The sequence below is a fragment of the Halobacillus seohaensis genome (assembly GCF_042663045.1).
Taxonomy (GTDB): domain Bacteria; phylum Bacillota; class Bacilli; order Bacillales; family Halobacillaceae; genus Halobacillus_A; species Halobacillus_A seohaensis.
On the sequence record NZ_JBHSZV010000051.1, the window covers coordinates 39,421 to 61,886 of the forward strand.

At 38.7% G+C, this 22,466-nt stretch carries 22 protein-coding genes; 11 read left to right on the forward strand and 11 right to left on the reverse strand.

What is annotated here, in order from left to right:
* The first annotated feature begins 219 nt into the window (after window positions 1–219).
* From ACFQIC_RS17805 to ACFQIC_RS17830, 6 genes are all read left to right on the forward strand, one after another.
* Window positions 220–408, forward strand: a complete 189-nt coding sequence (locus tag ACFQIC_RS17805) for a YkvA family protein (RefSeq protein WP_390217592.1) — start codon at window positions 220–222, stop codon at window positions 406–408.
* 71 nt (window positions 409–479) lie between these two features.
* Window positions 480–899 carry an organic hydroperoxide resistance protein gene (locus tag ACFQIC_RS17810; protein WP_204711063.1) on the forward strand — a complete coding sequence of 140 codons (420 nt, stop codon included), beginning with the start codon at window positions 480–482 and terminating at the stop codon, window positions 897–899.
* Between the two features lie 152 nt (window positions 900–1,051).
* Window positions 1,052–1,336 (forward strand): iron-sulfur cluster assembly accessory protein, encoded by a 285-nt coding sequence (locus ACFQIC_RS17815; RefSeq protein ID WP_204711065.1) that lies wholly within the window; start codon window positions 1,052–1,054, stop codon window positions 1,334–1,336.
* A gap of 852 nt (window positions 1,337–2,188) precedes the next feature.
* Window positions 2,189–3,802 carry a gamma-glutamyltransferase family protein gene (locus tag ACFQIC_RS17820; RefSeq protein ID WP_204711067.1) on the forward strand — a complete coding sequence of 538 codons (1,614 nt, stop codon included), beginning with the start codon at window positions 2,189–2,191 and terminating at the stop codon, window positions 3,800–3,802.
* Between the two features lie 104 nt (window positions 3,803–3,906).
* Window positions 3,907–4,515: a metal-dependent hydrolase gene (locus ACFQIC_RS17825; protein ID WP_390217574.1), complete on the forward strand. Its 609-nt coding sequence runs from the start codon at window positions 3,907–3,909 to the stop codon at window positions 4,513–4,515.
* Window positions 4,516–4,591: 76 nt separating this feature from the next.
* Window positions 4,592–5,437 (forward strand): NmrA family NAD(P)-binding protein, encoded by an 846-nt coding sequence (locus ACFQIC_RS17830; RefSeq protein WP_390217576.1) that lies wholly within the window; start codon window positions 4,592–4,594, stop codon window positions 5,435–5,437.
* Between the two features lie 44 nt (window positions 5,438–5,481).
* Here ACFQIC_RS17830 and ACFQIC_RS17835 read toward each other — a convergent pair whose 3' ends face one another.
* Window positions 5,482–5,778 (reverse strand): BCCT family transporter, encoded by a 297-nt coding sequence (locus ACFQIC_RS17835; RefSeq protein WP_204711070.1) that lies wholly within the window; start codon window positions 5,776–5,778, stop codon window positions 5,482–5,484.
* A 204-nt stretch (window positions 5,779–5,982) separates the two neighbouring features.
* Here ACFQIC_RS17835 and ACFQIC_RS17840 point away from each other — a divergent pair, with 204 nt between their 5' ends.
* From ACFQIC_RS17840 to ACFQIC_RS17855, 4 genes are all read left to right on the forward strand, one after another.
* Window positions 5,983–6,549, forward strand: a complete 567-nt coding sequence (locus tag ACFQIC_RS17840; RefSeq protein WP_204711071.1) for a nucleotidyltransferase domain-containing protein — start codon at window positions 5,983–5,985, stop codon at window positions 6,547–6,549.
* A gap of 311 nt (window positions 6,550–6,860) precedes the next feature.
* The gene (locus ACFQIC_RS17845) at window positions 6,861–7,676 is read left to right on the forward strand and encodes a DUF368 domain-containing protein (protein ID WP_204711072.1); all 816 of its coding nucleotides are present in this window, start codon (window positions 6,861–6,863) and stop codon (window positions 7,674–7,676) included.
* Window positions 7,677–7,758: 82 nt separating this feature from the next.
* The gene (locus ACFQIC_RS17850; protein WP_204711073.1) at window positions 7,759–8,076 is read left to right on the forward strand and encodes a thioredoxin family protein; all 318 of its coding nucleotides are present in this window, start codon (window positions 7,759–7,761) and stop codon (window positions 8,074–8,076) included.
* Window positions 8,077–8,255: 179 nt separating this feature from the next.
* Entirely contained in the window at window positions 8,256–9,338 is a 1,083-nt protein-coding gene (locus ACFQIC_RS17855; protein ID WP_204711075.1) for an FAD-dependent oxidoreductase, read from the forward strand.
* Between the two features lie 33 nt (window positions 9,339–9,371).
* Here ACFQIC_RS17855 and ACFQIC_RS17860 read toward each other — a convergent pair whose 3' ends face one another.
* Genes ACFQIC_RS17860 through ACFQIC_RS17880 form a run of 5 tightly spaced genes read right to left on the reverse strand, consistent with a single transcriptional unit; the run spans window position 9,372 to window position 13,835 of the window.
* A complete protein-coding gene (locus ACFQIC_RS17860; protein ID WP_204711077.1) occupies window positions 9,372–10,016 on the reverse strand; it encodes a TVP38/TMEM64 family protein in 645 nt (214 codons plus the stop codon).
* A complete protein-coding gene (locus ACFQIC_RS17865; protein WP_204711079.1) occupies window positions 10,009–10,974 on the reverse strand; it encodes an ABC transporter ATP-binding protein in 966 nt (321 codons plus the stop codon). The genes ACFQIC_RS17860 and ACFQIC_RS17865 overlap by 8 nt, the downstream gene beginning before the upstream one ends.
* A gap of 2 nt (window positions 10,975–10,976) precedes the next feature.
* Entirely contained in the window at window positions 10,977–11,771 is a 795-nt protein-coding gene (locus tag ACFQIC_RS17870) for an ABC transporter permease (protein ID WP_204711081.1), read from the reverse strand.
* Window positions 11,771–12,628 (reverse strand): ABC transporter permease, encoded by an 858-nt coding sequence (locus tag ACFQIC_RS17875; RefSeq protein WP_204711083.1) that lies wholly within the window; start codon window positions 12,626–12,628, stop codon window positions 11,771–11,773. Before ACFQIC_RS17875 ends, ACFQIC_RS17870 begins: the two co-directional genes overlap by 1 nt.
* Window positions 12,609–13,835, reverse strand: a complete 1,227-nt coding sequence (locus ACFQIC_RS17880; RefSeq protein WP_204711085.1) for an ABC transporter substrate-binding protein — start codon at window positions 13,833–13,835, stop codon at window positions 12,609–12,611. The genes ACFQIC_RS17875 and ACFQIC_RS17880 overlap by 20 nt, the downstream gene beginning before the upstream one ends.
* A 1,883-nt stretch (window positions 13,836–15,718) precedes the next feature.
* Here ACFQIC_RS17880 and ACFQIC_RS17885 point away from each other — a divergent pair.
* Entirely contained in the window at window positions 15,719–15,976 is a 258-nt protein-coding gene (locus ACFQIC_RS17885) for a DUF2164 domain-containing protein (RefSeq protein ID WP_204711087.1), read from the forward strand.
* Window positions 15,977–16,193: 217 nt separating this feature from the next.
* Here the strand turns inward: ACFQIC_RS17885 and ACFQIC_RS17890 are convergent, their stop codons facing one another.
* From ACFQIC_RS17890 to ACFQIC_RS17910, 5 genes are all read right to left on the reverse strand, one after another.
* A complete protein-coding gene (locus ACFQIC_RS17890; RefSeq protein WP_204711089.1) occupies window positions 16,194–17,918 on the reverse strand; it encodes a methyl-accepting chemotaxis protein in 1,725 nt (574 codons plus the stop codon).
* Window positions 17,915–18,871, reverse strand: coding sequence for a BMP family lipoprotein (locus ACFQIC_RS17895; protein WP_390217580.1), 957 nt, complete (start codon window positions 18,869–18,871; stop codon window positions 17,915–17,917). The genes ACFQIC_RS17890 and ACFQIC_RS17895 overlap by 4 nt, the downstream gene beginning before the upstream one ends.
* Before the next feature lie 263 nt (window positions 18,872–19,134).
* Complete coding sequence (locus ACFQIC_RS17900) at window positions 19,135–20,124, reverse strand: LLM class flavin-dependent oxidoreductase (RefSeq protein ID WP_204711091.1); 990 nt, start codon at window positions 20,122–20,124, stop codon at window positions 19,135–19,137.
* Between the two features lie 233 nt (window positions 20,125–20,357).
* Entirely contained in the window at window positions 20,358–21,623 is a 1,266-nt protein-coding gene (locus ACFQIC_RS17905; protein ID WP_204711092.1) for an efflux RND transporter periplasmic adaptor subunit, read from the reverse strand.
* Between the two features lie 12 nt (window positions 21,624–21,635).
* Complete coding sequence (locus ACFQIC_RS17910) at window positions 21,636–22,310, reverse strand: hypothetical protein (RefSeq protein ID WP_204711093.1); 675 nt, start codon at window positions 22,308–22,310, stop codon at window positions 21,636–21,638.
* Window positions 22,311–22,466 lie beyond the last annotated feature (156 nt).

Consider the following 22,466-nt stretch of genomic DNA (forward strand, 5'->3'; position numbering starts at 1 on the left):
TAATATTCTTTTAAATGCGCTATTCTAAGAACATAGCTTTATCAACCATTATGTTAAATGATACGTATTAAATAAGCAATTGTGACTGGTCGCCCTAGTGTTCACTTGTGCTGTCGAAAAGAGGGAGAATTTGTGTTGAAAATATGGAGAAGGTTAAAGTTTTTAGCAAATATCAAAAAGTCGATTCCATTTTTATTGAAGTTCTTTAAATCTTCGGAGGTGAGTTTCAATAAAAAATTTTTATCTGTTTTGCTAATGATCGGTTATCTTTTATTTCCTTGGGATCTGATCCCTGACTTCCTTATATTTATCGGTTTAGTCGATGATGTTGCGGTGTTAGCTTTTATTTTACAACAAATAGTAAAGATGGCGCCAGAGTCTTTAAAAGAAGAATTTCAATTAAACTGATGTTTAGTTAATTTGGAAATGAGGTACATACTATTTGTGAAATGATTTAACTAATTGAAGGAGTGATTATTGTGAGTAAAGTTATGTTTACTTCCCACGCAACAGCAAAAGGCGGTCGTGAAGGTCACGTGAAATCTGATGATGGTGTTGTTGATGTGAACCTTGTAATGCCCGGTAGCGGCGACGATAAAGAAGGCTCCAACCCTGAACAGCTATTTGCAGCAGGTTATTCTGCTTGTTTTGATGGTGCTTTAAACCACGTTGCTAAAGAGCAAAAGAAGGACATAGAATCTGAAACAACTGCTGATGTTAGTCTCATTAAGGATGAATCAGATGGTGGCTTTAAAATAGGCGTCATTTTAAATGTAAGCGTTAATGGTGTTTCTCAAGATGAAGCAGATAAGTTAGTTAAAGATGCTCATGACTTCTGCCCTTACTCTAAAGCAACAAGAGGTAATATTGATGTGGAGCTGAACGCGAAAGCTGTATAATCCTCTTATATAAAACAAGTCTCCTTTAGAATTGGAGGCTTGTTTTATTTGATTAAGAAAATGGTTAATAATACATGAGCATATTCTTACTAGAAAATAACAAATACCTTCATAATAGGAAGTATCAAGTTTGGTTGAAGGAGAGGAATGTTATGGAAATCACAGATCAGGCTCGTGATTTGTTAGATCAATTGTTAGAAGATGTAGATGAAGGTTGTTTACGACTATATTTCGCTGGTTATGGTTGCGGAGAACCTGATATAGGTATGACCATAGCTGAACCTGAAGCGGATGATGAGCTTCATCACATTAATTCGATTCCTGTGGCTATTGATCAGAAAATAATACATTTAACAGAAGAACTCATTGTTGAAGGTAAAGCAACGATGGAAGGCCCGAAATTTCAAATGCTCGGGCTTCCTGAGAAAGGTTGTTAAACTTGTCTTGAATGAAAAAAAGAGCTACTCATAGGATAACGGTTAAACAAACGGGCAGGGTTGTTGAAGACTCGATTCCGAGATGATTGTGTGGAGGAAGGGGTCGCTTTTCATGGGCGTGCGCTGAGCCTCCTCAGGCTGGCGTCTTTCGGGGTCAGATCTACCCTGCGTATCCCACAGGGAGTCTCCCCCTTTCCCACCGCCCCTTGCCGTATATTTCTATCAAAATCGTGCTGTTCTACCGTCCCTGTTAAAACATGAGATATCTGATATAACGCCAATTGAAGCCTGATACAGACCAAGGAATATGGCCATCACACAGATCTATTGAGCCATTAGATAAGTTGTTAAAAATCGGGTGTGATAGCCTGTTTATATGAAGTGTACCTATTAAGGGACCTTTTAAAAAACCTCTGTGGCAATAATTTCAGACCATAAACGACAGCTAGGAGCTTACCTGGTGTGTATACCACTTCTCCTTGTGAAGACCTTTTCTGAATTTATATTACAGATCAATAGTACAGGATCTATTAATGGCGGAAGTGGATCAATTTCATGGCACAAGCAGATCAATTCAATGGCAATATTCACACAGCACCCCGATTTTCATAAAAAGAGTTCCGTTCCACTTCTCATCCCCCATGCTCCGATAAAAAGCAACGGAACCGCCACTTTTTTATTAAACAATCTGGGGCTTTAGTTGAAGAAGCAATTGAAAATAAAAATACCACTAAAATTCATTGCAATTAGTCATACAAATTTAGGTGCATTTTATAGTGTTTGTGATAGGAAACGGAACCCGTTACTCATAGGTAAGAAGCTCTTTTTGTATCAAAATGGAGGGAATTCATTATGCATACATATGATCCACTGTACAATCCTCACTCTTCCACACGAATGACTAAACATGCTACCCAAGGGATGGTAGCTACATCTCAACCTCTGGCAGCTCAAGCAGGTTTGGATATTTTAAAAAAAGGTGGGAATGCAGTTGATGCAGCCATAGCTACAGCCGCTTGTTTGACTGTAGTTGAACCTACGTCCAATGGTATTGGAGGGGACGCTTTTGCACTTGTATGGATGAGAGGCAATTTATACGGCCTAAATGCGAGTGGACCATCTCCACAATCCATCTCTATACCTGCTGTCAAAGAACGTGGATACAAAGCAATTCCGGCTCAGGGGTTTATACCTGTAACGGTCCCTGGTGCTCCAGCAGGATGGGCAGAACTATCCGACAAATTTGGTAAGCTCGATTTTCATGAATTATTAACACCGGCGATTTCCTATGCAGAAAAGGGATTTGCGATAACACCTATTGTAGGGAAGCAATGGAAAAGAATTTATCAACAATATAAAGAGACTTTAACCGAAGAGCTATTTCAGCATTGGTTTGATACGTTTGCTCCTAAAGGAAGGGCACCTGAAGTTGGAGAGGTTTGGTCTTCAGAAGAACACGCTTCGACCTTAAAAGCTATTGCAGAAACGAAAGGGATGGCTTTTTATAAGGGGGAGATTGCGGATCAAATGGATGCATTCTCTAGAAAGCATGGAGGCTTTCTTAGAAAAGAAGACTTGGTTGAATATAAACCTGAATGGGTTGAACCGATTTCAATAAACTATCGAGGATATGATGTTTGGGAACTTCCTCCGAACGGGCAAGGGCTCGTTGCATTGATGGGATTAAACATGGCCGAGAACTTCCGGTTTGAATCTACATTCAGTGTAGAAGACTATCATAAGCAAATCGAGGCACTTAAATTAGCCTATAGTGATGGTCATATACAAAACTCTGAAAAAGGGAATATGAAGCATTCTATAGATTCACTGCTTTCCCAAATATATGCGGAAAAACGTGTCGATTTAATAGGAGAAGAGGCCGGAACATCTAAGTCAGGTGAGCCCTCTCAAAGCGGCACAGTCTACTTGGCTACAGCTGATCAAGAGGGGAATATGGTTTCGTTCATCCAAAGTAATTATGAAGGTTTTGGATCAGGTCTTGTTGTTCCTGGTACTGGTATTTCATTACAAAACCAAGGCTGTAGTTTTTCGATGAATTCGAAACATGCGAATGCTCTTGTAGGGGGAAGGCGTAGTTTTCACGCGATTGTTCCAGGGTTTTTAACAAAAGGTGATGAAGCGATTGGTCCTTTTGGTGTTATGGGATGCATGATGCAGCCTCAAGGCCATATGCAAGTGGTCAGTCAATTAATTGATGCTAAGGCCAATCCTCAAATGGCGCTAGATGCACCGAGATGGAAGTGGCTGAAAGATAGAAAAGTTTCAGTGGAGTCTTCCTTTCCGAATCACGTCGCACAAGGTTTGGAACGAAAAGGCCATCAAGTATCTGTCACCTTGGAAACAAATGAATTTGGGCGTGGTCAAATTATTTCAAGAAATCCTGAAACAGGAGTGCTCGCAGGCGGAACCGACTCTCGTTCGGATGGTTCAATTGCGGTTTGGTAACGATAAAGTTATTTACGAAGAAATTTGAAATAAGGTAGGATAGAGAGGCTGATCAAATAAATCGGCATATATTTTAGAGATGAAAGGTAAGTTCAGACACCATGATGGCAACAGGACACCAAATAGTAGGTTTTACAAGCGGTTTAATTGCAATTACATTATTACCCCACATAGGGATTCTCCCGCAAACACCATTAGAAGCTATTCTGTTTTTTGTGTTTGTCTTATTTGGATCCTTGCTTCCTGATATAGATACCCCACATTCTAAGTTGGGTCAAAAGTTTTGGCGACTTCTTATATTTGTTTTAATGGTCGCCTTTGGTTTGTATTTATATGCTCCAAATTATTTAAATTCTTATAGGGAAGAACTTAAGGTATTCGTCATGTTAACGTTACCGCTTCTCATAATGGTGAGAAGTCATAGGAAAATGACCCACTCTATTTTCTTTATTGGAGTGCTATTCATCTATCATCTGATCATAACTAACTTCTTCGCGATCCCATATTATTTTTTTATTGGATTTATTACGGGGGTATTTTCTCATCTTGTGGGTGACCTTATAACCAAGCGTGGTATTCCGATCTTTTATCCTTTTTATAAAAGGCATTTTCGATTCTTATTCACGTTTAGAACTGGTTCCTCTACAGAAAAAATGATCGTTTTGACCCTGTCTGTGTGGAATATTTGGTTTCTTGTTACACAAATATTTTAATAAATCAATTGAATTATAAATGGGATACATATTAACGTAGTGATGTAACCCAAGGGGGGGGGGCTTAAATATCATATTGATTACAGGAGCAACGGGTTACGTGGGCCGGGCATTGTCAGCCTGGTTTATAGATAAAGGGATCCCCTATCGTGCGGCTTCACGTTATCCTATAGAAACAAAGGAACTGTTCAATGACCTGAACGTTGAAAGTGTACGATTTGACTTTGAAGACTCTAGTACATATCAGCAAACATTTGAAGGGGTAAAAACTTTATTTTTAATTCGCCCTACAGTACTCAGAGAACTTCAACCGATGGAAGATACGTTGAGAGCTGCAAAATTCTTTGGAGTAAACCGAGTTGTGTTTCTGTCGGTCCTAGCTTCAGAGAAGATGTCATTTCTTCCCCATCGGAAAATTGAAAAATTACTTATCCATTTAGGATTTAATTACACAATACTAAGGGCAAGTTTGTTTATGCAAGATTTGTTAAAGTACCAACAAACAGATATTCGAGAACATCATGTATTAAATATTCCTGCAGGTTTAGGCGAGACTAGTTTTATAGATAGTAGAGATGTGGCTGAAACTGCCTTTTTATCTTTAATGGGAAAGCATTACTCGAATGAAGTGTACAAGATGACTGGGAAACAGTCTCTGTCTATGTATCATGTAGCAGAGATTCTATCGGATGAAATAGGTTGCAAAATTATATATACTAATCCAACGAAACATCAGTTTATCAAGACATACCTTCATCGTGGGTTTTCAAATGAATATACTGCCCAATTGGCCAATGTATACACCTCAGTTAAAAATGGTTTCTCTAAACGTATAAGTTTGGATACTGAAAGGACTTTACAAAGAGAACCTCGGTATTTAAAAGAATTCATTAGAGATCATAAAGAGGCATTTATAGAATAATGATAAAAGAAGTGTGCTCGTATCGAGGAGTACACTTCTTTGGTTTAGGGTCTTTTATTTTGTTTAATTTTCTGCTCGGGTAGCGATTCCTTTCGAATCATCTTAAGAAAACCATACGCAAATATGATTATGATTACCGTGAAAGGCAATGCCGCAACTAAGGAGGCCGTTTGTAAGGCATCTAAACCACCTGCTAAAAGTAGAACGCCAGCAATTGCTGCTATCAATACACCCCAAACAATTTTAACGAGGAGCGGTGGTGTTAAAGTTCCATTCGAAGTCATACTAGCTAGTATATAAGTAGAAGAGTCAGCAGATGTTACTAAGAATGAGCACGACAAGAATACTTATAACGATAGCTGAAATAATGAAGACAGGATTTTGTGATTGTTTTTTTCGTCGTCGCTCCTCCTTATTAATTATAAGGTTAGCTTTCTTTCATTTTGTAATATGTGGGTATCATAATATGAACTTTATAATTGAAAAGTATTGTAGGTTATTCTTTTTAGGGAATCGTATCTTATGTGAGGAAGGAGACATGTGAAATGTTTGAACGATGCTTACAAATCAAAGCATTCATGGAGGAGTTTGATGGAAAATGGATGATTGCTGGTGGTTGGGCTATTGATTTACATATCGGAGAGGAAACAAGAGACCATGATGATATTGAAATTGCTATCTTCCGCGAGGACTTGCCACAATTAGTGCAGTTGCTTCAGGGGTGGGAAACGTTCATAACAAATCATGCTCAATTAGTGAAGTGGGACGTAAATGAACCTCTAGATGCTCATATTCACGAGATACATGCCTATCAGGAAGAAGAAAAACTGGAAATTCTGTTGAACGATAAAAGTAAAGGATCCTGGATATTTCGAAGGGATGAACATACCACTTTTCCTCTTTCCAACATGAATTTACGGTCAGAACAAGGAATTCCTTATCTTAATCCTGAAATCGTCCTCTTGTATAAAGCAAACAAAACTAGAGAAAAAGATCGTGCTGACTTTGCGTATGTATTTCCTCACTTAAATGAACATCAAAAAGAATGGCTAAAACAGGCATTGATTCAACATCAGCCCAATCACCCATGGCTAGAAAAGCTTTTATATTGAACGAAGGTTCATGTGTTTTATGAATATGCACAAGATAATAAAAATCTATAACTAAATCTAAGTAGTTTCATTTCGGTGGTAGAAACATACTAATATCGCATAGTCCAGAACGCTTTGTTTCAATGGTGTTAAATATGCCGTGTTTTAATATGATGAAAAGACTGTTATTTCACGTTCTCTCTACAGTGTCAGAACTACTTAGGTTAAATTTGCCGTCTTAATTTTTATAATAAGCCATATATATAGGAAAACTTTGATAAAATAAAATAGATTAACTTATAGAATATAGATGGAGAAGGAGAACAGTACTTATGTGGCATTGGAAAAATATACTCCGCGGCATACTTATGGGAGCAAGTGATGTTGTTCCAGGGGTAAGTGGGGGTACGATTGCAGTTGTATTAGGAATATATGATGACTTAATTGCAGCGATTAACGGATTTTTCAGTAAAGAATGGAAACGCCATTTGAAATTTTTACTCCCATTAGGTTTAGGAATTATCACTTCTATTTTGTTGCTTGCCAATCTTATTGAGTGGTTATTTGAACATTATCCAAACCCGACCCAGTTCTTTTTTTTAGGGTTGATTATAGGTGTGCTTCCTTATTTAGCCAATAAAGCTGATATGAAACACCAATTTGAAGGTAGACATTATGTTTTATTATTAATAGGAGTTATCCTAGTTGGATCGATGGCAGTTTTTCAAGTGGCTGAAAGAGACCCGATGACTGATTTGACACTGGCTTCCTATATAGGGTTATTTTTCTCTGGATGGCTAGCGAGTAGTGCCATGATCCTTCCAGGAATAAGCGGTTCCTTTTTGTTACTAATTATAGGAATGTTTAGCACGATTATCTATGGAATCGCTAATTTCAGGTTCGATATAATTTTAGTTGTCGGTCTTGGTATTTTTATTGGCATCATAGTCATGAGTAAAGTAATTAATTTTTTCTTGGAAAATTACACTTCCGCAACGTTTGCTTTAATTATTGGGTTAGTTATAGGCTCAGTGTTTGTTATCTTTCCAGGCGTTCCTGAAGATGGCTTCATGTGGGGTATTAGTATACTAACGTTAATTTCTGGATTAATTGCAGCTTGGCTACTTGGTCGAGTTGAATATAAGTAAAAGCGGATTATAAGACATCAGGATTAATTTCAAGTATGATAAAAATTGTATGTTAATTCGTGAGAGATGGGAGATAATGATAATGGAATCTATTCATAAGATTGAAGAATTTGAAGATGTTATCCAAAGCAGTAAACCAATAGTTATAAAGTTTCAGGCTGACTGGTGCCCGGATTGCCGTCGGATGGATATGTTTATTGGAGATATTCTAGAGGAATACAAAGACTACAAGTGGTACGATATAAATAATGATGAACTGCCTGAGGTTGCAGAAAAGTATGAAGTGATGGGGATACCTAGTATTCTTGTGTTTCAAGAAGGCGATAAAATTGCCCATTTACACAGTGCTAATGCAAAAACACCTGAAGAAGTAGAAGAGTTTTTACAGATTCATCTGTAAACGATCACGCCCACATGGTTTGTTGCTGTGTGGGTTTTTTATGCTTTTAGAGGAGGGGCAGGCCTTCGCGACATAAGCAATCTACCTTCATCGGGTTAGGTCGTCCCGATTACGGTATTTTGCTTATGCGTTTCAGGCCTAACCGCCCCTCTCCGCACTTCAAGTCAGGGGGTGTTTTTTTGAGGTTGCGTTTGATTTTGGTTGGGGCGGGGCATGCTCATTTGGAGGTTATTCGTTTGAATAGTGTTATGCCACTGGGGAATATAGAGATTTATTTGATCTCTCCATCAGATTATCAGTATTATTCAGGGATGTTTTCTGGTTATACAGAAGGTTTGTATGATGAAGATGATATACGGATTAACCTTAGGGAACTCACGAATAAATGTGGTGTGAATTTTATAAAGAAATCGGCTAGTCGAGTTTTTCCAGAGCGGAAGAAACTTTTTTGTGAAGACGGTGCTGTTTATCCTTTTGATCTGATAAGTTTTGATTTGGGATCTAAAAGTATTCCACCTGAATTCGTACATTCCCAAGTTTGTTCTGTGAAGCCTAATTTCCAATTTGTAGAACAAATCAATGAAATTAGAGAGTCATCTACTCCTCTTGTAGTAGGGGGAGGTGCAGCAGGTTGCGAACTTGCTCTTTCTATTCAGGCGTATAAAAACAATCGAGAGATCAAGGGAGATGTCCGAATTGTAACAGCAGATAAAGTTTTATCCTCTTCATCTAACAAAACGTCGGGAAAGATTAAATCTCTATTGGAGCGATCGGGTGTCCAAGTTTGGGAGAATGAAAGGGTAAGTGATATATACGATGATTACATTGAGACTTCTTTCAATAACCACATTCATCACAGTGGTTTGTTATGGCTAGGTGGTCCTATCGGTGAACCTATTTTTCAGTTATCTAATCTTGCCGTCGATGAAAAGGGATTTGCTTTTATAACAGATGCTCTTCAATTTGAAAAGTATAGCTTTATGTTTGGAGCGGGTGATTGTGTAACGCTACGATCTTACCCTAACCTTGACAAGAGCGGAGTTTATGCGGTAAGGCAAGGTCCGATTCTTTTTGAAAATCTTCATCGCTATATAAACAATCAACCTTTGCAGTCGTATGAACCTCAGAAAAAGGCTCTTTATATTTTATCTACAGGTGGGGAAAAGGGGCTTTTATTATATGGAAAGTTTTCACACCATAGTCATCAGGCATGGAAATTAAAAAACAAAATAGATACAAATTTTATGAAAAAATACAAATAAGGCGTCCATTCAATAATTGAACGGACGTTTGATCTATTTGGTTAGCCAGTTACGAACGGTCTCTCTAAAAATAAAGGTAGTTAATAATAAAAGGCCAAATATACTGAGAGCAGCGAAGATTAACGTGGAATTGCCGCTAGCTAAACTTGTCCCTACTAGGCTATAAGCAAAGGTTCCGGGAATCATCCCAACAACTGTTGCAGGAATAAAGGAACGGATTTTAACTCTAGTTATCCCTGCTGCATAGCTTAAGATATCAAATCCAACAAGAGGGATTAAGCGCAAGACTAATACATAGACAAAGCCATTTTCTTTCATGCGATTGTATAAAGCGTCAGCCCATTTGGTTCTTTGAAACTTTATGATAGAGTCGCCAAAAAAACGCCCCATTATATAACCTGTAACAGAAGCCCCAGTAGCTCCAATTATGATGTATAACATTCCAGGCCATATCCCATACGCAAAGGCTGCGGCTAAAGATAGAATAGATGTAGGAAAAGCAACGATAGGTCCTACTGTGTAGAGAACCATAAACAGGAGGGGACCCAAGAAACCAAATGAAAGGATATAGGAACGAATTTGTTCAGGAGAGCTATCTATTTGAGTTCGAACCACCCATGCTAATGCAATAAAGATGAATAGAAAAATTCCGGTTCGTACGAGTGTTTGTTTATTCATAGGTCCCTTGCCCTTTGTTAAATTGGTGAATAGAATTCTCTGGTATATGAATGGTTAGATGTTTCGATAAACTGGTATGTGTAACACGTAAGGTGATTTTTTCAGCCAAATCTATTATAAAAAGGTGGGCCATCATTTGTCCTTGATAATAGGTTGTTTGTAAAAGTTCTGCATGAAACGTTATTCCTTTATCCTTTGGGTTAGAGAGTGAAATAGATTCTAAATGAACATAATGGTTGTCATCAAGAAGAAGATGGTTACCAAAAAACTTAACAACAAAGGGATTGGCCGGAGAATTATGAATATCGTAAGCACTAGCTATTTGTTGAAATTTCCCTTCATGAAATAATCCGATTTTATCGCCCATGAGCATAGCTTCCTCATGGTCATGAGTAACAAATATTGAGGTGATCGAATGATTCGTTAAAAGCTTCCTAACCCAATATCTTAGCTCTTGTCTTAGATTAGGATCGAGGCTGCTAAAAGGTTCGTCAAGTAGTAATATATCAGGTTCTGTAGCCAGTGCTCTTGCCAAGGCAACGCGCTGCTGTTGGCCTCCTGATAATTCATTAGGAAATTGAGACTTAGCCTTTGTTAGATTAATAGCTTCTAGGAGATTTGTCGTTTTTTCTTTTGAGTGACCACCCATCACCTTAGCCCCATATGCTATATTTTCTTCTACCGTCATATGAGGGAAAAGCAGCGGCTGTTGAAAAACTAAACCTATATTGCGTTTACGAGCTCCAATAGTTGTAACGTTTTTGCCTCCTAAAATAATAGAACCATGAGAAGGATTTTCAAGCCCTGCTAAAATTCGAAGCAGTGTTGATTTTCCACTACCAGACGGGCCAACAATGCTTAGTTTTTCGCCCTCATTCATTTTAAAGCTTAACTGATTAAGTACAGTCTCCGTTCGGAATTTTTTAGTAAGTTGATTGACTTCAATTGCGATTGTCATGATTAATTCCTCCAGTACTTTTTCGAGTAGGGTAGCAGAAGTAACAGTCCTTCGACTAAAACGTACATAACAAGAGGTGGAATTGCGAACCAAACAGCAAAAGCGGCCATTATGGAAGTATTTGCTGTATCCAAAAACGGAAAGAAAATCATGGGAAGCGTGATTACTTGTCCCCCACCAATGATTGATGTAATAGCATATTGGCTTAAGCTAATAACAATCGTTAAAAATGTAACGCTGCGAATAGCTGCACGAAGTAAAGGAAGCTCTATGGTTAGAAACTGTTTCCTCATGGACGCACCAAGGAGCTCCGCCTGTTCTATTAAGTCCTTACCTAATTGGCTATACGCATGGTGGAAAATCCTTATACTATACGGGATAGTAGGAACAAGGTGAATGACAACCACTCCTATCCAAGTATCAGCTATTCCTACTCTAATCATAAATAGATGGAGTCCCATGGCTACCGCAAGGACGGGAATGAGAATAGGGGCAAGTAATAGGGATTCTATGAATGATTTCCCCTTAAAAGGATAAAGGGCTAATGCTTTACCACTTGTTAAACCTATACCTAAATTGATCAATAACACACATGCTCCAATGCCAATAGACCAGATTGTAGCGGTCAATAGGTTTGGTTCTGAAAATAAAGTATTCCAACTCGTCCATTGGAAGTTTAACTTTTCTCCTGTATGAAATCTCCAAGGAGCTGTAAAGCTTTGAAACAAAAGCAGAAGTGCTGGAGATATAAATAAAGTGCCAACTACTAGATAGAAAGAGATGTTTACTTTTTTCATTATAACCGCCCTCTCATAGCCCTCAAACGCTTGCGGTTAAGGTACATATAGCCTAAGAAAGCGGTTAGTGTAATAAATAGACTAATGGATGTCATGGCAGCAAAAGCTAGAGGACGATCGTCCCAACTTCCACTATAAAACCATTGGTAGCTTAACACTGAGACCATCTCTGGAAAATTGGTCCCGATCAAAGCAGGAACTTCATAAGCCGTTAAAGTAAAGGCAAAGATGATAAAAAAGGTTTCAATTAAAACAGATTGAATATGAGGCCAATCTACCGTTTTAAATTGCTCCCAGCGATTCCCGCCTAATGTTTCCACTAGGTCATAATAACTTTGAGGAATCGCACTGTATACAGGGAATAGCATTAAAACAACAAAAGGGACTTCCTTCCAAATATAAGTAAGAAGAATCCCCATGCCCGCAGAATCTCTTGTTAAGATAGGAAAATCACCTGTATTAGCAATCAATCCCATCGAAACAAACATTTGAGCGAATAGACCTGTTTCTGAAAAGATCAAGATAATAACATATCCCCATACAAAATGAGGGAAAATCATAGGAAGCCATAAAGAAAGACGAGGGAGATTTCTTTCTAAATAATGGGAAAAACTCCGAGTGATGATGAGCCCAACAAGCAGTGCTAGTATAGTAGCAATGAAGGAAGTTCTTAAACTGAATAAGATAGATGATAGGAAACGGTCGGACTCCAACAATTGACGATAGGACGCTAAAGTGAAACCCATGGTCCCTGTAGTACTTTCTAACACAGCGATCGCAAGCCCGTACATAGGGATAATCATAAACAATAGAGAAGGAAAAAGTAGGATCCATGGGTTATTTTTGAATAATTTCATTGAACCACTGATCCTCTATCCAATCTACATAACTTGCATCAGCTTCTGGTAAAAAACTCTCTTCTAACTCCTGCTGATCTAATACACTTTTTCCACGCTTAACATTTTCAAATTCCTCTTGTTGTGTATCAGATAATTTCTCGAAGCTGATCGGCGTATTTTCTCCCCAATAATCTGGTTTAAGTTTGGCTAGTTGGGCATCTGGTGAAAGCATATAATTGATAGCAGTTAAAGCTCCTTCTTTATTGGTGCTATTATAGGGAATCGATAAGAAGTGGGTGTTACCGATAGAACCGGAGTCCATGACAAAGGATTCTGTAGTTTCGGGAAAGACACCTTCTTCTATAAGAGATTCAGCTCTAGCTTCGTTATAGCCCATTGTCATAGCTACTTCACCTTCTCCATATAAGCGATCAAGTTCAGTTAAGGAATTGGGGTAATGGTTACCGGAGCGCCATAGATTCGGCTTAATGGTGTTTAAATATTCCCACATTCCGTTTGCTTTTTCAGATATTTCTTCCTCTTGTAAAGGTTCATCATAAATAGTAGATGGGTCCTTGACCTGATCATATAATAGATGCCTAAGAAAAGCGTTTCCGGTGAAATCTGCTGCTGCTGGATACGTAAATTCTCCAGGGTGATCTTCAATCCATGCACGTAATTCTTCAAAAGAAGAAGGGGGGTGGTCTAACTTCTCACGGTCATAATGAAAGACGAATTGCACTTTACCCCAAGGCGCCTCCATACCGTCTACAGAAGTACCAAAGTCGGTAGTGAAGGCTGGATCATCGCTTTGATAATAGTCAATGAAATTAGGTAATTGATTAACAAAGGAACCTGCCAGTAAATCATTATTTTTAGCATTTTTAAAGTTTTCTCCGTTTAACCAAATGATATCAATGGCTCCATCTTGTTCACCTGCTTGTTTTTCTGTTTGTAGCTTTTGTGAAATTTCTTCGGTAGCCATCGGTACGCGTTCAAGAGTTATATTGTGTGTTTCCTTCAAATTAGGCTTAAGCCACTCGTCAATGTATTGATTAATTCCTTCATCTCCACCCCACATATACAATCGAACCTCAGAGCTGGCTGCTGTTTTTTCAATATCTGACCAAGTATGTTCGGTTATATTTTCTAAAGAGGGAGTAGTTTCCTTTTGAGTGCAAGCTGCTAATATTAGAATAAAGACAACGATGAAAAAGCGTTTCATGTGAATCCTCCTTTCGATAAAAATAACAGGAGAACGAATTCGGTTCTGTCATCTATCATACAAATATTTAGATCGTTTGGGAAACGATTGAACAGTTTGAATCGGCTCGGTTACCGGTGAAAAAGGTGCTTAAACTATCAACTATTTAATGTAATTGCTTTCGATAGCGTTCATTTAAGGACTTTTGAACGCATTCTTTTGCCATCTTATGAAGCGTTGCATGTGCTGCGAGTATTTTGCAGGGGAGAAAAGAGTTGTGTTTTTGAGAGTAAGTAGTTCCGATACCGTGGAGAAAATGTAAAAAAACAGATGAATTAACAATCTAAAAAGCACCATAAGTAATAGTATAAATGGCAAACAAAAACGCTTGAATTTTGATTTCCATGCGTTCTATCTTTATATACTGTTGTTAAACTAAAGCGTCAGATTGTGGAATACTCAGATTCGAGACATTCTGGTGGTTTCCGATACAAAGGATGGCGTTAGAAGGCCCGGGAAATCACTCGCTTTCCGTGGGCATGTGGTGAGCTTCCTCAGGCTACGCCTTGCGGGATCTCACCGATCATGTTCATCCCACAGGAGTCTCATAATTTCCCGGACCTTCTTGCTTTCGTAAGGAGAACGGAAGCATCTTCACGTGAGCAGAAGCTTCATACGTGAGAATCGTGTGGGGTGGTGATGCTCTATTCTATAGCATAGGTAAGACACATTCCTATCCCTATATGGTAACGAACCACTATGACTCGGAATGAGCTTTCCTTCCAGATAACTGCCCGCTAGTACAAGCTAGCAACAGTGCAGCTATAGCCCAAGATTACGAAAGACTCAACTTCAGATATTCCGGTGGTTTCCGTTACCAAGGATGGCGTTTGAAGGTCCGGGAAATCACTCGCTTTCCGTGGGCATGTGGTGAGCTTCCACAGGCTACGCCTTGCGGGATCTCACCGATCATGTTCATCCCACAGGAGTCTCGCAATTTCCCGGACCTTCTTGCTTTCGTAAGGAGAACGGAAGTATCGGTTAAGCTACTTCACGTGAGCAGAACGTCTTATGCGAGAGAATCGTTGAGGACACTGAAAAATTGATAATATAAGAGAAAAAGAACTAAATCAATCAATATAAAGAAGACAAACACCGATATAGTGGGTGGTCTCATTGTATTTTTCTTTGTAAAGACTTTTTAGTGGCTCACTTTGCTCTGTGGGGCTCGTTTCTTTACTTTCACAAACGGACCCGAATAGGGGCCTTCCTCCATAATGAAAATAGAGGATAAACATGCTGTTATAACAAGAGCTACGTGCCGACTTCTTAGATTCGTAGATGTTCCGTCCCTCTTCTTCATGGCAAGGGGGTCGGGGAAATGACGTGACTCCTGTGGGATTAGAGGACATGGTGAGACCCCGCAGGACGAAGTCCAAGGAGGCTCACCGTACTCCCACGGAAAGCGAGTTATTTCCCCGACCTCCTTCTCCTCCTACCGATGACGGAACAGCCACACAATCTTGGAATCGAGTCTTCAACAATACTGCTAGGTTAGTTTAAGAACAATTCTTCACAATCCCTATGTTTATTTTAACATAAAATTACAATTTTCTTTTTAAATATTAACACAGCAAATAGCACCACAATTAACGTGGTAATTAGACGTTGACAATGGATGTTGTCATAATGTTATTTGGGTTGTGGTTCCGTGTGTTATTTTATATGTTATCAACCGATAACCATTGAATTATAAGGGGAAAATAAGAGACCAAATCATATGCGATTTGGTCTGCTAATTCGTATGTTTTTCCGCCGAAACGGAACTACTTATTTTGAGGATTCTGCTTTTTTGATGGTCTGTGCTACGATAGAATCAGAAGCTGTGAATGGGGAGGGATAGAATGAATAAATCATTATCTAAAGAACAAAAAGCATATATGCTGGATCAGATTCAAGAATACTTTGAGTTAGAACGTGATGAGCAACTAGGTGAATTAGCTGCAGATCAACTTCTTCATTTTATGATACAGGAGTTGGGACCTTTTATGTATAACAGAGGGGTTGAAGATGCACGTTTAATGGTGGAGCAGAAAGTGATGAATTTAGATGAAGACCTGTTATCACTTGAGCGGCCAGAGGCGAGACCATCCCGTAAGTAGCTACATAGACAAAGATTATCTGCTGCGTTTGGGTAAGTGGTTACGTTTTAAAATACAAAAAAGCATCATACCCTTAACTAATGGGTTTTGATATGACAATTAAAATGGAGCATTAAATTATTCTGTAATTCAATGCTCCATTTTACATATATATGTCAACGTTTATGCCTGAAAATATTACTTCGTTAAGAAGATGTTCTTTATAATATTAAGAGCATCAGCTAGCAGCTTTTGGTGAACTTTCTTCGTCTAAGGTAAGAACCTCTTCAGTTGCCGGATTTTGAACATTTTCCCACTGAAAATGTTCAAGTTGTTTGTTCATGTCATTTACCATTGATTCTAGTTCATTTGCTTCTTTCATCAACTGATTAAACGCAAGCTTCTGCTCTTCTGTGGAGGCAGAAATTTCTTCTGTACCAGCTGCTGTTTCTTCAGTGATCGCACTCACATTTTCAACAGAAGAAGAGACTTGTGAACTTTGGTCTTTTGATTGAATCATTCCTTCAACTAAATCATTTAATTGTTTGTAAATGGTATCCACTTGCTTATGAATTACTTGAAAGGCACCTTCAGATGCATCCAAAGATTGATGCTGCTGGTCTGATAATTTCATCGTTTCATGCATTTCTTTTTCTATTGTAGTCACACCTGATTTAATCTGCTGAACCATGCTTGAAATTTCACCTGTAGCTTTTGTAGATTGATCCGCTAATTTTCTTACTTCCTCGGCTACGACAGCAAACCCTTTTCCGTGTTCACCAGCTCTAGCGGCTTCAATGGCCGCATTTAAAGCGAGTAAGTTGGTTTGCTCAGCAATGTCGTTCACGAGTTTCACAGTCACTTCAATTTGGTCAGTATAACTAATAAATTCGTTTACCGAGCTTTCGACGTTGGAAATCGATTGACTGTTTTTCTCCATGACTTGACGCTGGTCGTTAATAGCCGATTGGCCTTCTTCTGCTGAAGTTAGTGCTTGAGTACTCTTCTCTGAAGCTTTCTGACTTTCTTCTGTATTTAATTCAAAATTACGGTTCATTTGTTCCATCAGTGAAGCTACATCTTGAATGTCATTAGAAATCGACTGACTTCCTTGAGCTAACTCATCTGTTGAGCTTGTTACTTGTTCGTTCACTTCGGATAGACCCGTCATTTCTTTATTAAGTTTAGAGCTGAACTCTCCGACATTCCCACCAATTTTATGAACAGATTGAAGAGTAGATGTTAAATTATCAATCATTGTTTGAAAGGCATGCTTTAGCTGTCCAATTTCGTCTTTATCTTTTTCTGACAGATGAATGGTTGTAGTTAAATCTCCTTTGGCGACCCGCGAGGCTTGTTTAGCTAAATCTCTCATTGGTTTTGCAATATGCTTCGTTAAACGAGAGGTTGAGTAGACGGAAAGGAGAACTAAAACGACACCTGCAATAAGGGCAAAGAGGATGAGACTTCGAATCGCATCCGCCTGACTAGAAACTTTATCATCGTACCAGGCTTGGGCTTCTTGCTGTAACATATACATATCATTTAAAATCCCAGAAGTACGAGAAGCTTGCCGTTGTACTTCGTTCTGATCCTCTTCTGCTAAAGCTGTTATCGCTGTTTGCTGCCAATCACTATACTTTGCTTTTGCCTGTTCATACCATTGCTCTTGAGAGGGTGTAACAACCATAGATCCTAAGCTCTCAAACGACTCACTAGTTGCTTCCATTTGAGTAGTGGCATCATTTTTAGTAGCTTCGGAAGGATTGTATCCATATGTATCTAAAGATTGTTCAATTGAAATAAGCTGGCTGTTCACATCCTTTGCTTCAAGTAAAAATTCAACGTCTTTATTTGTAGAGCTCTCAAAGCTTATCATTTGAAAAACGATATAAGAAATCAGTAATAAACTCAATAGTAAGGGGATTAGTGTCATCGTGTATAAACGCTTGCCTATAGTCATTGCCCAACCTCCTCATTGATTCGATCTTGTTCTTCATCAGATAAATTAATAAGACGGATCGGGGCAAGGCCTACTCCTTCTTCTGCAATACCAAGCTCTTTTAAACCACCTTCTAGAGTTTCACCTTGAACCAGCTGGCTCATTACATCGTAAAGGGCCACATCCACATTTTTCATCATGGAGGAAACTACAGCATCTTCTGCAACATAGTATTGATCACTATCTGCACCAAACGCATAAACCCCTTGTCTTTCAGCTTCTTTCATTACTCCCACACCGGTAAATCCGGCAGCATGGAAAATGTAATCTGCACCTTCCTCGACCATTTCAAGAGTGAGATCTTCACCTTTTGTATCATCATTGAATGTATCCGCATATTCAGCAAGAACGTCCGCTTCCGAGTTCACTTCAAGGACTCCATCACGGAAACCCTTTTCAAAACGTTCCACTACTTCGATTTTTTCACCACCAACAAATCCAACGACATCGGATTCTGTTTTCATCCCAGCGAGCAAACCAATGAGATAACTTCCTTCATCTTCTTTAAACGTAATTGATGTTACATTATCGAACTCAGAAACTGCATCAATTAACACAAAATGCTGGTCAGGATAAACCTCGGCCAACGCATTAATCGAACCTTGCGAAGCATAGCCAAGCCCGATAATTACATTGTGTCCCTGATCTATTAAATCCTCCATATGGCCTTCGAAGTCTCCATCAAAAGGTTCACGATAATCGAATGTAATTCCTAGTTCGTTTCTAGCCTGCTCTAGTCCTTGAAATGCCGAGTCGCTAAACGAATCGTCACCAAGCCCGCTTTCTGTAACGAGAAGGCCGGCACTGATGTCATCGTCAGAACCGGACGACTGTGCTTCCTCATTACTACAAGCTACTAACGCTAAACATAAAATAAGTAATCCAAGCCATTTGTATTTGAACAAAAAATTCACTCCTAATGTATGATGTCTGACAACCTATGGTATCGGTTACTTTTGATGTTTATTAATAGCTAAACTAAAAAAGCACGATGACAATTGTCATCGTGCTTTATAATACAAGTTGAAATGGTCAACGTCTTTCCAAGTTTTCTGGTCTTAGTGCGAATTGGAAGAGCTTGATATGCCCTTGGTCAAACGTTTGATTAAACTGCTGAAGAAGCGCTTGTGACAACGATTCAATGATCAAATACTAACACGGTATTGTCTTTTGACGATTATAATTGAAAAGCATCAGCTATTAGTTGATAAGATCTCATTCTTTCCTCAAATGGGGAAACAATGGTGTTCACAATCACTTCATCCACTTCATAATAGTTTGCTAGAGTTTCAATTTGTTTTTTTACTTGATCTGGTGAACCTACGATCATCCGTCTGCGATTTTCTTGAATCCGTTGTTTTTCATACATTGTATAAGAGTAATTGGTTGCTTCTTCAGGGGTTGGAAAGTAATGTCGTATGCCGCCTTGTTCAATCTTTAAGATTGCTAAGTCTAGACTTGATGCTAGATACTCCGCGTGTGCTTCTGTTTCAGCACAAACTGCAAAAATAGAAACATTTCCCAATGGTTTGGTTTGTTGGATGGAACCTTTAAAATAACTTTGGTAGCGTTGCATAGCTCGTGTTCCTCCATACCCATTAATAAAGTGAGCAAAGGAGTAAGACACTCCCATGTCTGCCGCTACACGCGCACTCGTACCGCTTGATCCCAGCATCCAAATGGGTGGGGCTGTTTTACCTCGAGGAGAAGCATGGATTCCCATTTGTTTAGGGTCTTCACCGTGTAAGTAACCCATCAAGTCGTTCACTTGTGCAGGATATTCTTCGGTATTAGGAAGCTTTCCTCGGTTTAATGCTAGATTTACGTTATTTATTCCACCAGGAGCACGTCCTACACCTAAATCAATGCGTCCTGGATATAAGGTTTCAAGTACTCGAAAAGCTTCAGCAACTTTATAAGAGCTATAGTGGGGAAGGAGAATACCTCCCGTACCTATACGAATGTTTTTTGTTTGTCCTGCCAGATGGGTCGCTAGGATTTCTGGAGAGGAGCCAGCTAAGCTATTAGTGCTATGATGTTCTGAGACCCAAAAGCGATGGTACCCGAGTTCCTCTGTCCATCTGGCAAGTTCGGTCGTTTGTTGTAATGCGTCTTGTGGTGTCATCCCTAATAGGAGTGGGGATTGGTCGAGCACACTTAATTTCATTTTACTAGTCCCCTTTATTCTACAGAGTCTACTATAATATCGTGGCATGAGGAGCTTGTTTTTGCAAAGACTTCATCTTTATGTCAGAACGTGTTTAAAAAGCAATTTTAAATAACGATAAAAATTGAGCATTGAATTGCTCTGCAATTCAATGCTCAATTTACACATGGATTTCTTTGTATGCTAAAACTAGGTGTTGAATGCTTAATTGGTCGGACGACCGATTAAGCATCTTATCGATTGAATAAACCTAATAGTATAGTTTCTTTCATAGGTAATGATCCTTGGAAAAGGTCATCTATTTTTAAATTTCTAAGATCGATAGGAGTAATAAACGGGGTTCCATCTCGAAACTGATCTCTTGGTAAAGAAGCTAGTTTAACTTGCCCTTCCAATCCACTACTGATTTCTACAATACCCGCTTCTTCAAGTCCTGTTTCTATTAAACTTTTTTCTAAGATACCTTGGTCTGTCATTTTCCAAGCAAATAAGTTTTTCTCGGTGACTAATACTTTTTCAAATGCGGCCAACGCCCCTGATACCTCATCAGTAATAATATTGACGTCGGCATGGTAGCCTGCTCGTATTTGTTCATCATTTTCAGTTAACGTAATTTCATATGGATATTGACTACTACTATGAACATTAACATCTTCAGGAAAGGAATCGATTTCTTCCATAGACCCTTGTAGCTCCAAATCATCTAAGTCTTGAATCGTGATCTCGGCCTTCATGTCTTCCTCAACCATTTTCCGTTCTTTTTCTCTCAATTTACCTTCTACGAGTAATTCAGAAGAGGAGAGGGTTAACAAAGGAGAATTCAAGTCTTCTGATCGGTCAGTAACTACACCGTCAAAAGTACTTGTTACCGTGATGGTTTGACCGGTAGAAGTTAACTGGTCAAGTTGATCTTCAACCATAGCTAACTTTGCTTCTTTTTGAGTACGTTCTTTTTCTTTATCAGCGATCGCTTCTTCTTTGATTAATTCTGCTTCCGCAGGATCTTGATTATTATCAATGAAACCCTCTACCTCATCTTGAGAATCGTCATTAGAAAACGGATTGTTAAAGCCAAAAGTGTTATTGTTTTGACTATCATCTATTGTATAATTCTCTAGTGCAAGGAGATATGTATCAATCGCATCAATTTCTTCTTGAAGCTTCGTAGATTCCCTCTCTAACTCTGCCTCTTGACTCTGATAATTTAGTACTTCATAAGAGTACAATTCATCCCCATTATTAACCTGATCCCCAACATCCACGAAGAACTCCTGAAATGAGCCACTTTGCTCATCAAAATATACGGGAGTCACCTCTTCTGTTGAAAAAACACCTCGAACAGAAAGTGATTCCTCAATATCAGAGGAGAAGGTTCCCGACCATTCATTTACATAGGACTTTTGCTCAACGTTATGATCTGAATCAAAATATATTAAAAAGAAGTTACAAGCAAGGAAAAGAAACACACCTAGACCTATCCACCTGTTTTTATTTTTCATATGGATCATCCTTTAAGAAAGAAGTAGTTGTACGAGAGGTGAATCAAAATGAGTTAACGCTGCGGTGCCACTCCAAAGTAGGACATGCCAGAAGATTACACCAGAAATGATCCACCAATTTCGAGAGTTTGATAAGTATAAAATAGACCGAATTTGAAACCATATGATAAATATTTGAAATAACGATATAGCACCAAAGAAATAAACGATCCATTCCAATTGAGTGGCGTATGAAGCAATGACTCCCAATGATAAAGGAGAAACATACCAATCAAGGCCGAAGTAAACCATCAAAGGAATCCATGTTAGCCGTTCGACGAGCATAAGGAGCCATACACTCATTTGAACAATGACCATCTTTTTGTAGGATAAATCAAAAAGTAGCCAGAAAATAAACGGTGTAAATAAAACGATACCTAAAAATAATAGCAGGGCTATACCTAGTCTCCCGATTAAAAACCAAGCTTTTTGAAATTCATAATCGATACGACTTAGTTCATTGATACTTGTAGAAAGGGGGTCTGTACCTAGTCCAATCCAAGAAGTCCATCCATAGGTAATAAAGGAGAGAAGAAGTAAAATGAAAAATGCTCTCCAGAATTTTTGTATGCGTTCCGATTTATGTAAGACGAGTAATTGATCTTGTCGTCGAAAAAATAACCTGAGTAAGTTGATTGAATAAGTCATACCATTCACCTTTCATGAATTCATCTGATTTTTAGTGTAACTGAAATCTAGTAATCTTTCTATCAGTTATTATCATTTATTGGAAAAAGGCATCGTTTCTTGATAGTTATTAGAGTGGAGGTTTATTCAACAAACGGGCAGTTATCTGGAAGACTC